General features: G+C 58.8%; 11 protein-coding genes. 7 read left to right on the top strand and 4 right to left on the bottom strand.

Going from position 1 to position 12,150, the window contains the following annotated elements; genetic code table 11:
• Nucleotides 1-642, bottom strand: a 642-nt coding sequence (locus VG146_11950) for a transposase (GenBank protein HEV2393061.1), incomplete at its 3' end; no start/stop codon positions are given.
• Nucleotides 643-1,368: 726 nt separating this feature from the next.
• Here VG146_11950 and VG146_11955 point away from each other — a divergent pair.
• Nucleotides 1,369-2,373, top strand: a complete 1,005-nt coding sequence (locus VG146_11955; protein HEV2393062.1) for an aspartate-semialdehyde dehydrogenase — start codon at nucleotides 1,369-1,371, stop codon at nucleotides 2,371-2,373.
• Between the two features lie 11 nt (nucleotides 2,374-2,384).
• Here VG146_11955 and VG146_11960 read toward each other — a convergent pair whose 3' ends face one another.
• Nucleotides 2,385-3,254: a sugar phosphate isomerase/epimerase gene (locus tag VG146_11960; protein HEV2393063.1), complete on the bottom strand. Its 870-nt coding sequence runs from the start codon at nucleotides 3,252-3,254 to the stop codon at nucleotides 2,385-2,387.
• Between the two features lie 281 nt (nucleotides 3,255-3,535).
• Here VG146_11960 and rfbG point away from each other — a divergent pair, with 281 nt between their 5' ends.
• From rfbG to VG146_11975, 3 genes are all read left to right on the top strand, one after another.
• Complete coding sequence (gene rfbG, locus VG146_11965; protein HEV2393064.1) at nucleotides 3,536-4,636, top strand: CDP-glucose 4,6-dehydratase; 1,101 nt, start codon at nucleotides 3,536-3,538, stop codon at nucleotides 4,634-4,636.
• 58 nt (nucleotides 4,637-4,694) lie between these two features.
• Complete coding sequence (locus VG146_11970; GenBank protein HEV2393065.1) at nucleotides 4,695-6,143, top strand: nitrilase-related carbon-nitrogen hydrolase; 1,449 nt, start codon at nucleotides 4,695-4,697, stop codon at nucleotides 6,141-6,143.
• A gap of 254 nt (nucleotides 6,144-6,397) precedes the next feature.
• Nucleotides 6,398-8,083 (top strand): DUF4038 domain-containing protein, encoded by a 1,686-nt coding sequence (locus VG146_11975; GenBank protein ID HEV2393066.1) that lies wholly within the window; start codon nucleotides 6,398-6,400, stop codon nucleotides 8,081-8,083.
• Between the two features lie 38 nt (nucleotides 8,084-8,121).
• On the opposite strand, the gene VG146_11980 is transcribed toward VG146_11975, so the two are convergent.
• Complete coding sequence (locus tag VG146_11980) at nucleotides 8,122-9,609, bottom strand: Gfo/Idh/MocA family oxidoreductase (protein HEV2393067.1); 1,488 nt, start codon at nucleotides 9,607-9,609, stop codon at nucleotides 8,122-8,124.
• A 384-nt stretch (nucleotides 9,610-9,993) separates the two neighbouring features.
• Between VG146_11980 and VG146_11985 the strand changes: the two genes are divergently transcribed.
• The 3 genes from VG146_11985 (at nucleotide 9,994) to VG146_11995 (ending at nucleotide 11,939) form a co-directional block, all read left to right on the top strand.
• A complete protein-coding gene (locus VG146_11985) occupies nucleotides 9,994-10,221 on the top strand; it encodes an addiction module protein (GenBank protein HEV2393068.1) in 228 nt (75 codons plus the stop codon).
• The gene (locus tag VG146_11990) at nucleotides 10,221-10,370 is read left to right on the top strand and encodes a hypothetical protein (GenBank protein HEV2393069.1); all 150 of its coding nucleotides are present in this window, start codon (nucleotides 10,221-10,223) and stop codon (nucleotides 10,368-10,370) included. The genes VG146_11985 and VG146_11990 overlap by 1 nt, the downstream gene beginning before the upstream one ends.
• Before the next feature lie 621 nt (nucleotides 10,371-10,991).
• Nucleotides 10,992-11,939, top strand: coding sequence for a hypothetical protein (locus VG146_11995; protein HEV2393070.1), 948 nt, complete (start codon nucleotides 10,992-10,994; stop codon nucleotides 11,937-11,939).
• On the opposite strand, the gene VG146_12000 is transcribed toward VG146_11995, so the two are convergent.
• Nucleotides 11,936-12,150 (bottom strand): ISAzo13 family transposase (locus tag VG146_12000; GenBank protein HEV2393071.1); only part of this gene is annotated, 215 nt, incomplete at its 5' end. The two genes, VG146_11995 and VG146_12000, sit on opposite strands and share 4 nt — an antisense overlap.

The following is a 12,150-nucleotide window of genomic DNA, read 5'->3' on the forward strand; positions in this document are numbered from 1 at the left end:
GGCGCCCTGACGCAGCGGTTGCTCGGTGTACGCCCTGAAGGCCGCGCGCCTCTCGGTCTGGGTTCTGCCGCCGCACAGGCGGTCCAATGGCTGGCGCCACAGCCAGGGAACCCCGCTGCCATACCCGGCGTAGGCGCGGTAGGAGCTCCAGCGAAACTCGCGCAACTGCCGCAAACGCTCCGCCACAAGCTCAGCCCTCGGAGCCCGGATGGCCCCCGCTCGCGCACCAGCCCGCTGAGACTTGTTCAGGCCCAGACCGCCCACTCGCACCGGGTTGAGGTGAACGTATTGGGCCACTTCCTGCCAACCGGCGTCATCCTGGACCAGCACCGCTTTGAAGCGCCCTTGAAGCAGGTGGCCGGCGCGATCATGCTTGCGGTTAAACCACACGCAATAACTCACGTTGAGCCATTGCATCGCCCGGCTCAGGTTGGCCTCGGGGGTCTCGAGCATTAAATGAAAATGGTTATCCATCAGAACGTAGGCGTGGACTCGGACGCCGAACCGCTCGGTCGTTTCGGACAGGAGCGTCAGAAAGTGCCGCCGGTCTGTCTCCTGCCGGTAAATGGGTTTGCGCTCGTTGCCCCGAGCGGTCACGTGATAGCGTCCGCCGGGCCATTGGATGCGTAAGGGCCGCGCCATGAGCGGAATTCAAAGCGAAAGAACGTGCCACGTCTGAGCGCTAACTGTTTGCCCCCACTTGTAGGCATCGGCCTCTTGGCTCCTGCTAATCACATAGCTGAGCTTTCGCCCAACAGAGGCGCAGTACTCGAAATTCCAGGTACTGACGGTCCCCAACCGACCGCCCATTCGATCTGCGAAACTTCGGGAAGGGATAAACCTTTCCACGAGCAAAGACTCGGTGATTGGTAGATGTTCAGGCAGGTGCAGCGCGGCGGCCACCTGATTAGCTTCCTGCACTATTAGTTTGACTACCTCGTCTTTGTAAGGGGTAGCTCGCCACGGGTTCGGCGAGGGCCCTATCAGGTCGGCGAACACGTGGATCGTGAGCGTCAGCAGTAGAAGAGAACCGCACAACCTATACGCATGTAAGGAGCGGATTGGATTGTTCATGGGAGTAGGTCGGTTGCCGCAAGCATATGTGAAACCAAGGGTTGCACGCACCAGCGCGGGGTGTGCCAACTCGTCCCAGTCCGAAGACGACTCGGGCACGGGCCGTAGCGCCATTTTGGCCCACAAATTCTGCCACAGACCCAAGTTTTCTTGTGTCTATTCATTTGCTGGTGGACGTAGCAGCTTTGTTGCGCGTCCGCCAGCATTCATGCCATCTATCTTTGACGCCACCTGTTTTGAAGTTGCCCTTGCATTGACATTTCCCGTGTCCTGCGGCTATATTCGCGGCCCTTTATGAACCGAAGACCGCATGTGGCCGTGGTCGGCGCCACGGGAGCCGTGGGCGTCGAGATGGTGAAGACCCTCGAGAAGCGCCAGTTCCCGGTTGGGGAGTTGACCTTGCTCGCTTCAGCCCGTTCTGCCGGCAAGAAGCTTCCGTTCCGCGGCCAGGAAGTCGCGGTCAAGGAGGTGACCGCGACCTCATTCGAGGGGGTCGAGATAGCCCTATTCAGCGCCGGGGGAAGCATTTCCAAAGAGTTCGCGCCCCTGGCTGTGAGGGCCGGCTGCGTGGTGATAGATAATTCGAGCGCCTTCCGAATGGACGACCAGGTGCCGCTGGTCATCCCCGAGATCAATGGCTCGGACGTGCGGTGGCATCACGGCATCATTGCCAATCCGAACTGCACAACCGCAATTACATTGATGGCCCTCTACCCGCTGCACCAGGCATTCGGTTGCAAACGCATTTTTGCTTCGAGCTATCAGGCGGTGTCGGGCACCGGGGCCAAAGCCATCGCCGAACTCAAACGGCAGGTGGGCCAAGTGGTGAACGGCCAACCGGTCACTCGCGAAGTTTATCCGCACCAGATTGCCTTTAATGTCCTGCCCCAGGTGGATTCGTTCCTGCCTTCCGGTTACACCAAGGAGGAAATGAAAATGGAAAACGAAGGACGCAAGATCATGCACCACCCGGCCTTCCGCGCCAGCGTGACGTGCGTCCGCGTGCCGGTGTACCGCGCCCATTGCGTCGCGGTGAGCGCCGAATTCGAAAGGCCCTGCTCAGTAGAAGCCGCCCGTCAGGTCCTTGCGAAAGCGCCGGGGTTGAAGGTCCTGGATGAACCGGCGAAGAGCCAATATCCTTTGCCCCTCGACCAGGCAGAGCAATACGATTGCGCCGTAGGCCGCCTGCGCGCGGATTGCGCCATGGACAACGGCCTGAGCTTTTGGGTTTCCGGCGATCAACTCCTCAAGGGGGCAGCGCTCAATGCGGTGCAGATTGCAGAAGAGTTGATGAAATGACCGTTTGTGAATCAAACGGTGAGTGTCTTGAGGTACGCGACACTCGGTTGGGTCAGCTCCCAGGTTTGCTCGACGAAGTAGTTCTTTACCCCGCCGGCTTTCGCAGCGGTGAAGGTCTTTACCCAGTCAATGCTGCCTTGGCCCAGGGGGACCTGCGGGTGCCGCCCGGCGCCGTTCATGTCCACGTCCTGCAGATGCATTGAGAAAAACCGGCCAGGGAACCGCAGGAAATAATCAGCGGCAACCAGACCGGCAGTGATGGTGGACATCTGGAACTGGAATTTAACCAGCTTGGGGTCCAGCAGGTCGAACAATCGGTCGTAGGTGCGCCTGCCCTCGACCATCGAGAGTTCGAACCCTTCGTTGTGCAGGCCCTGCTGCATGCCGGCCTGTTGCGCCACGTCGGCGATACGGTTGTATTCCTCCGCCGCCCTTTGCACCTGGTCGGGCGTTGGGTGGTCTCCGCCGTTCCCGTCGCCCAGGCTGGCGGTAATCATCTGGGTAATGCCAATCTCTTTAGCCCACTCGATGCTCTTCTGCTGGCTGTGCCGCAATTCGCCCAGAGTAAAATGGGAACTCTCGGATTTCAGGCCGTGTTCGTCCAGAATGGTTTTTACCTCTTTGGCGTTGGCCAATGACGCGAACTCGGCCCCGTAGCCGATTGGGGAACACAATTCGAGCCGAGTGACTCCGATTGCGGCAATCCGCTTTGCAAAGGCAGGGAAGTCTTTGAGCATCGGACGGAGCGGCCAGACCTGGCTGCCGATGGGCAGGCCCAACGGATTAGCCGCCAGCCTGGCCGCACTCGCGACAAGCAATCCGGCTGCGCCGGAACCGATGGCCGTTTTCTGCACGAATTCCCGCCTGGAGATTTCATTCATAAGCATTGCTCGAAAGCCAGGACAAGCTTACCGCATGGCAACTCAATTGTGCCAGCAGGAAATCGATTTGAGCATTGGCAGATTAAAGATGTAGTTCAGGTTAGGGACTCCTCAATATGCCAACATTGCCGCGCTCGGGACGGGCGCACCCGAAAGGTCCGCACTTACCCTCTGCCGGAAACATTTAATCACACCCCGCGAGAGTCCGCGCAGTGGCCACCTTTCTTCTTGAATCGCCCGGAGCCCTTCTGTTTATTGGGCAGGTGAAAACTGCGGCCTGAATGTTCAACAGGTTCTTCAAAGGCAAGAAGGTCTTTATCACCGGCCACACGGGTTTTAAGGGCTCGTGGCTCGCTGCCTGGCTGCTGGAGTTGGGCGCCAAGGTCACCGGCTTCGCCCTGCCTCCTCAAACCGAGCGCGACCATTTCACGGTTCTCGGACTTCAAAACAGGGTGCGCCATGTTGTTGGCGACATCCGGGAGTTGGCCCCGCTCCAAATGGCTTTGGCACAAGCTGAACCGGACATTGTCTTTCACTTGGCGGCCCAGCCCCTGGTCCGGCTCTCTTACGCGCAACCCAAACTGACCTTCGACACAAACGTCGGGGGGAGTGTCAACGTCCTGGAAGGGGTGCGCCATTGTTCGTCTGTTCGAGCCCTGGTTTATATCACCTCGGATAAATGTTATCGGAATCGGGAATGGGTCTGGGGCTATCGCGAGAACGATGAACTGGGGGGACGCGATCCTTACAGCGCCTCGAAGGGCTGCGCCGAGCTGGTGTTCAGTTCGTATTTGGAATCCTTCTTTGCGCAGCGGCCAGGCTTCGCCGCTGCCTCGGCTCGTGGGGGCAACGTCATTGGGGGCGGCGATTGGGCACTGGACCGCATCGTGCCCGACTGCATTCGGGCGCTGGAAAAACAGGAGCCGGTGCAGGTGCGCAATCCGCAGGCCACTCGTCCCTGGCAGCATGTCCTCGAACCGCTGAGCGGGTATTTGCTTTTAGCGCAGCGGTTGTTCGACGCCGGCAATCAATACTCGGGCGCGTGGAATTTCGGGCCGGACAAAGAATCCAATCGGACGGTGCGTGAGTTGGTCGAGAAGGCGCTTGGGGTTTGGGGAAGTGGCAAGCCTGTCATGGGCACGTCCGCGGGGACCCAGCCCCATGAGGCACATTTCCTTCACCTCAACTGTGACAAGGCCCGTCAGGAACTGGGTTGGAGACCGGCCTGGCAATTCGATCAAGCGGTCGAGCACGCCATCGCCTGGTACAGCGAATGGCTCGAAGACGCCGATGCCTGGAACCTGACGACCCGCCAGATATACGAATACACCGCCTCCCGGCAGGATTCTAAACCGCGAATGAACGCAGATGGACGCGAATGAGGGCAAAGTTCGCACACAATCTCCATTCTCAGGCCCTGCGATTGACTGACTCCTAACAGTGGCAACCCAACAAGAATCAGGCCCAACCCGTGCCTCGGGCGCTCAGTCAAATCGCTCAATTTCGCAATGGGCCGGTTTCCTGTATTCGATTGGGGCAATCACCACTTTCTACCTGGCCTACAGTTCACGTTTCCTCAGTGTTCTGATTGTGGTCTATCTGTTTTGCCTGGTCCGCATGGCGCGCTTGCCTACCGCCCGGCAAGCATTCTATTTGGGATTGGCAACCGGAGTCCTCACGGCAGTGCCGCAGCTTTACTGTTTTTGGACTATCTTTGGTCCCGGCGCCATCGTGTTGTGGCTCGTGCTGGGGTTCTGGATAGGCTTGTTCGTCGCGCTTGCCCGCTGGTGCCGGATTCGATTTGCCCCATGGACACCGCTGCTAGTGCCGGTGCTCTGGACCGGATTGGAATACTTTCGCAGTGAGTTGTACTACCTGCGGTTCTCGTGGCTCAATGTCGGTTACGCATTCGCGGACAATATGCCGATGCCTTTATTTCATATCCTCGGGATGTATGGAATCGGGTTTGTGGCCGCGGCTATCGCAAGCGCCGCCGCCGATTTCCGCCTGGTTTACATCCGCCCGATGGCGATTGCTCTGTCGATTCTGCTCGGAACAGCCCTGCTTCTGGGGTCGCGGCAAATACGTGCGAGAACAGATGAGCCGGTTGCGAAAACAGTTGCTGTTGCCGGGGCGCAAATGGAGTTCCCCACAGAGAATGAAGTGATGCTCGAATTGGGAAAAGTGATCGAAAAAACGCCGGAGGCTCAACTTCTGGTTCTGAGCGAGTACACCTTCACGGATCCCGTCCCTGAAAAGGTGAAGGCTTGGTGCCGAGACCACCGGCGCTATCTCATTGTTGGAGGAAAGGACCCAACTTCGGACGGCAACTTCTATGATACTGCCTTTGTTGTCGGCCCAAGTGGGGAGATTGTCTTCCAGCAGGCCAAGAGCGTCCCTATCCAATTCTTTAAAGACGGTTTGCCGGCTCAGAGCCAGACACTGTGGGATTCACCCTGGGGCCGCATTGGCCTCTGTGTTTGTTACGACCTGAGCTACACCCGCGTGACGGATGGGTTAGTCCGCTTGGGAGCACAGGCAATTATTGTTCCAACAATGGACGCTGCGGATTGGGGCCTTCGACAACATCAATTGCACGCGCGCGTCGCTCCCGTCCGCGCCGCTGAATATGGCATTCCCATTTTCAGGGTTGCCAGCTCCGGCATTTCACAACTGGTTGATCGGACTGGGGTGGAACTTGAAAGAGCGGGCTTTCCTGGTGACGGCGAGATTCTGGGGGGAGACCTCCAATTGAGCCAATATGGTTCCCGGCCTCCGGACCGCTGGCTGGCGCCCATTTGCGTCTGGGCGACTGGGATATTTTGCATTTACTCATTGATCAGCAATTGGCTGCCTTTTTCTCGGAATCCAAAATCAGCTATCATCTGATTGACCTGTCCGCCATAAGCGTGTTGGCCTCCACCGGCTCCACCTTCACACGGTGTTTTTGGCACAGCAATTTCGGCCCGGCTATCCAGATCGTTGCAGCGTTGCCTCCCCTCCGACCCTCTGTGTCTCCGTGGTTCAATCTTCCCGTTCGGAGGGCTGGATGATGTGTCTCCAACCGTTATCCCAAATCCCACTTTGACATTGTCTCCCTTTTTTTGTCTCATGCCATTCGGACGTAAGGAAAGGGATTGAACATGAAGAACCTCAAAAACGGACAGCGACTTCATACCGGGAAATGTTTGAAGCCCCTGAGCCGAGGGATTTTGCTTGGGACTATGGTGTTGCTCTGCGTCACAACCGGCCCGCTTTTCGGGCAGGAGAAATCGCGCAAGATGCGGGTGGTCCCCAAGTGGGAACGCTTTGAAACCGAGTTCAAAAGCGCTGTCACCTACACCAACCCGCTCCAGGAAGCCACCCTCAAAGTGGTCTTCAACTCGCCACTGGGGACAAAGACCCAAATCGAGGGCTTTTGGGACGGCGCCAGAACCTGGCGGGTGCGTTTCAACCCGGACCAACCCGGGCGCTGGACCTATAACACCTCCTGTTCGGATTCGGCCAATCGCGGCTTGAACGGCCAGCAAGGCGAATTCCTGTGCACGACGATTGTCGGCGAAGGCCGCTTTCAACAGCACGGCCCGGTGCGCGTTGCCCGCGACCGCAGGCATTTCGAGCATGCCGATGGGACCCCGTTCTTCTGGCTGGGCGACACGGCCCTGAGCGGCGCCCGCCTCTCAACCCCCCCGGACTGGGAGTTGTATGCGGCGGTGCGCCAGTCCCAGGGTTATTCCGTAACCCAATGCGCAGCCGCGCCGGGCGACGACCAAAAAGGCGAATCGGCCCTGACCGGCTTTCCAGATCGGATCGGAGTTAACCCCGAATTTTTTAAGCGACTCGATGCGAAGCTCGAGACCCTGCGGCGCGCAGACCTGTTGAGCGCCATCGTGCCATTGTGGGAGACCGACACCTCCAAGGCCCAACTCAAGCAGGACCAAGCGGTCCTCGTTTTGCGCTATATGGTTGCCCGCTGGGGCACCGACCCAATCGCGTGGCTGTTGGAATTTCCCGGCGATAACCCGGAGAAACTCGCCGAGCGTTGGAGAAAAATCGGACGCGCGGTATTTGGGGGCGCGCTTCACGCGCCGGTGATTGTCAACGCGGGCCTGGCCCCCGGGGTATTGGAGACCTTCCGCAGCGAAGATTGGGTGGATGCCCTGGGTTTGCAGACTGCGGGTCCAAAGGGCGGGCCTGAGCAAAGGCAGGCCTTTGCGGCGGAATCGACGAAAGAACCGGCGCGTCCACTGATTGGGTTTACTCCCTATGAGAATGCGCTCAAAACCAGCGACAACTCCGGGGGCCGCTATAGCGCTGAAGCAGTGCGCCAGGCGGCCTATTGGGGGGTGCTCCTGGCGCCTGCGGCAGGCGTCTCCTACGGCGGCGCCGGCGTCGTGGATTGGGATGCCACCACGGACCAGACAAAAACCCCCGGCGCCAGGCTGCCGCTCTGGCAGAGGTCCCTTTTTATGCCGGCAGCAAAACAGATGGGCTATCTCGGGCGCGTCTTCAACTCACTCGATTTCTCTCAATTGCGTCCGAACGAAAAACTGCTGATCTCGCCGTCGGGCGATGAAGCGGTGGCTGCCGGCACCGCAGTGGCATCCACTGGAGCAAAGGACCTGGTCCTGGTTTATGTGCCGGAGGGGCGCGCGCTCCGCGTCTCTCAGGATGCGATGCCCCCCTCGCCCCAAATCCGATGGTTCAATCCGCGCACCAGCGGAAGCGGCCCGGCGGTTGCGGTGGTGTCCGGCTCGACCTGCCAATTCCCACCGCCAGGCCCCGGTGATTGGCTGCTGACCATGCGGACCCAGGAAAAAACAAAGTAGCCTGGGTCAGCACGCCGAAATCATGAAGCAATCCCCCGTCACACAATCTCAGGCACGACATACGGTGCCCGATAGCGGCGGCGCGCCAAGGCATTTGCCTTTTCCGCGAAATCCCCGGTGAAACGTTCTTGCTGCGCGTCGAAAGCGAGCCAGGACCCCAGGGTCGCTGGAGTTGCCCTCAAGTCCACATCGTTGTCGCGCAGATAGCCGCGGCAGCGCTCGAAGGCGTCCGATAAATCGCTGCTCGATCTAATTGATTCCGCGATTGCTTCCGCCGGCTCGAGGTTCCCCAGACGATGCGACATATTGGCCATGTGACAGCAGACGACCGAGCGATAGCCAATGAGGGATTCAGCGCGCAGTTCGTCCCTCTTGCGCCTGCGCACCGCTGCAAAGAAATTGGCCATGTGTCGCGTCACCAGCGCCTCGGCATCCCCGAAATAGCCAGGCTTGATCTCTTTGATCTCTTTGCCTTGCTTGTCAAAAAACGTTCCGCCGGTGGCGTCGCCGGCGAAGCAACCCCCTTCGCAGTCAATAATCATGCCGCTTTGCAAGCCGCGGTACTTTCCAATCCCCTCTGGACTCGAGGGGGCCTTCACGTTGCGGATCTCGCAGATCAAAGGCGCCGGCTGGTAATCAAAGAGCGCGATCTGCGTGTTAGGGGTTTCTCCGCAATCCTTAAAGGCAAACCGGCCTCCGATGCTCAGGGCCCGCGGCGCCGGATGCTCCTGCCCCATCAGCCAGCGGCAAAGGTCAATGATGTGGATGCCGTTGTTGCCCATTTCCCCATTGCCGGTATCCCAAAACCAATGCCATTCGTAGTTCAATTGCTTGCGCATCAGCGGCCTCTTGCGCGCGGGCCCGCACCACAAGTCGTAGTCTATCGTGTCGGGAATGGGGGTCGGCGCCGTCACTCGGCCAATGCCCATGCGTGGCCGATACACCAGCGCATGGACGTAGCGGAGCGGACCCAGATTGCGGACCCCTTCGGCAATGGACGCAACTAGCTCGCTGGACCGGTTCTGCATCCCCACTTGCACCATGCGGTCGTATTTGCGCGCGGCCGCCACCGCTTGCTTGCCCTCCCAAATGTCGTGGGAAAAAGGCTTCTCCACGTACACATCCTTGCCGGCCTGGCAGGCCCAGACTGTCGCCAGGGCGTGCCAATGGTTGGGCATGGCCACCACCACCGCATCGATCTCCTTGTCTTCCAGCACGCGCCGCAGGTCCGTCCGGGCGGCCACGTTTTCTCCGCGGTCCTTGAAGGCCTGCGCCTCCCGCGCAATGAACGACGGGTCCACGTCGCACAATGTGGTAATCTTCACGCCGGGCACCGCGCGGACGTGTGGAATAAGCTGATGCCCCCGTCCGCCCACTCCGCCAACCGCCTTGGTATCCCCCATGCCGATGATCGCCACCCGGACGGTGTCATTGGGTGAACCGCCGCGGACAATGGCGGGCATCCCCAAGGCCAGGCCCCCTAGCATCGAGCCTTTGAGAAAATTCCGACGAGTCATTCGATTCATACTGCGCGTTTTCGCTTTCATTTTCCCTACACATATCATTGGTTAAGCCTTCGCGTAAAGCTCTCCCGGCAGATCGGGCAGACCGGCGATTTCGTGCCTGGCGCCCATTTCCCAGGCGAATCCTTCGATCCGCCACGAGCGCCAGCTCTGGGACTCGACTTCCGCCCAGCCACGCTTTGGCCTGCGTAATTTCCGCGCGAAAGATGACCCCGCCGAACTCGACTCGCAGGAGTTGGCTGAAATGCCCCTGACTGCCGTTCGCGGGAGACATCGTCCCCTGACTGCAAAGCACTTCAACCAACTGCGGCTCCGTGCCCGCGGGCGCAAGCCGGTCTAGTCTACTCGGGGTCTTGCAAAACGAGGGCGCAGCCTTAAACTGGCGTCATGGTAGCAATCGAAGAGATTGAGCAGAAGCTGCTGGCCCTGCCGCTGAAGCAACGCGTCTTCCTGGCGGAGTCGCTGCTCGCCTCTGTGCCTCCTGTGGACGAGGAGACGAGCCAAATCGAGGAAATGGCCGAGGTGGAGCGTCGCGAAAGGGAAATCGAGACCGGACAGGTTCGGGCACTAACCGATGCGGAGTTCTGGGCAGAGGTCGAGGCTGACCTCAAATAATGCGCATCGAGTATCACCCCTCCGCCCGGCAGGACGTAGCGGAAGCGATGCGGCGCTACGAGACCGTCTCGGAAAAACTGGCCAGCGGCTTCAAATCGGAACTGCGCCGCGTCATCGCGATGGCGCCAATCCCAATCGGTTTCATTTAATCAAGCCGGGTTTTCACCGGGCCAATCTGAGGCGCTTCCCCTATCACTTTATTTACCGCGAAATTCCCGATGGCATTCGCGTGACGCTGGTGCGTCATCACCGCCAGCATCCCAATATTGGGATGGAGCGGCAGTAAGACTGCCTTGTCGAGCACATCCCCCAAACCGCTTTTAGACGGTGAGGGAAGGGGGCTCAGCGGATTTACGATTTACAATTTGGCCACCCACCGGGGCAACCCGAACCCAGTTGGAACGCCCGGTGGCACAGGCTCGCGCACGGCCTCTGAGCAATTCGCAAATCGTAAATCTGAAGTCGTTTACTTCCGGGCCACCCCAGCCCACCACTCAACAAGCCGACGCTTTTGCTTTGATGTGCGCGGAACCAGGAAATAAATCAGCGATCTGCTGAACGATTCGATCCGAAACATTCTCATCCAGAAACACTTTGCGTCATCCGAATTAAACGGAATTGCCATTTGGCTGCCTTCCGGGCATTGTCGCCGCATGAACGCAGGCAGTTTATAGGCGAGAAGGAAACCATTTTGGTCACTGACGATCGCTATGAAGTGCTCTCCGAGTAAAGCTGGTTTCACACTAAAATCATTGATTCGGCCTGGTGTAGTGACACTGACAATCGGTTGCCTCCTTTCCCCAGCCGCGCGGGCTGCCATCACCGTCATGCCGAAGGAAATGGAGCAAAGAAATCAATGGGTTCGCCAAAATCTTCTGAGGCCAGAGCACCTGCCGCCATTTTCGTTTATTTATGACGAGCAGGCTTCTGCCAATCTCCTGCCTTCCTGGAAGCGGGCGCAAACTGAGATGCCGCTGTCTGGCAGCCGGACACAACATGTGCTGACCTGGACGCACAGTCAGTTGCAGATCAGGTGTGTCGCCGTCGAATACGGGGACTATCCGATGGTGGAATGGACCGTGTATTTCAAGAACATCGGTACCCGGAGCACACCTATCCTGGAAAAAGCTCAGGGATTGGACATTGAGTTCACACGCCGGATCAGCCCGGAGTTTGTGCTCCATGTTAACCAAGGGGATTACTGCGCGGCTGATGGCTATGCCCCGGCTACGTTAACCCTCGCCCCATCGACGACCGCCGAGTTTTCTCCCCCTGGCACAGGCAAATCATGTGACGGCCCACGCGGTTGGCCTTATTACAACCTCCAGATGCCCGGAGGCGGTGTGATTCTGGCCATCGGCTGGCCTGGGCAATGGGCTGCCTCCTTTTCGCGCGGTGCGGGTGAAAAGTTGCGGATAAGGGCAGGACAACAGCTCACGCATTTGAGTCTGAATCCCGGCGAGGAAATCCGCACCCCGCTTATTGCCCTGTTTTTCTGGCAGGGAACGGATGTCGTGCGGGCACAGAATCTTTGGCGGCACTGGTACTTGGCACACGAAATCCCTCGCGTGAATGGCCAACCACCAGCTCCGTTTATGGCCGTCAGCGGTGACAGCATCGGGGAAGTGAATGAGTATATCCGCTACGGCATCAAGCCTGACGTCTTGTGGCGGGATGCGGACACTAAGGGCACGTCAATAAATAACATTTACAACTAGTGAGGGCGAATAACATAGTTCCATTCGCCGTGGAAGCGTGAGGGTGTAATGTTAATCCTAGCCATCTCCTCATCGGTAACCTTCCGCCCGGGACTGTAGGTGCGACGGTCCAAACGACAACTGACTTTCAGCCCTTTGGCGGTGGTTGTGCCCGCAATGAGATTCACAATGGTCTCGTAATCTCGTAGGGGCTCGCCACGCCAGTTGGACG

The organism is Verrucomicrobiia bacterium (assembly GCA_035946615.1).
In the GTDB taxonomy this organism is placed as follows: Bacteria; Verrucomicrobiota; Verrucomicrobiia; order Limisphaerales; family UBA8199; genus DASYZB01.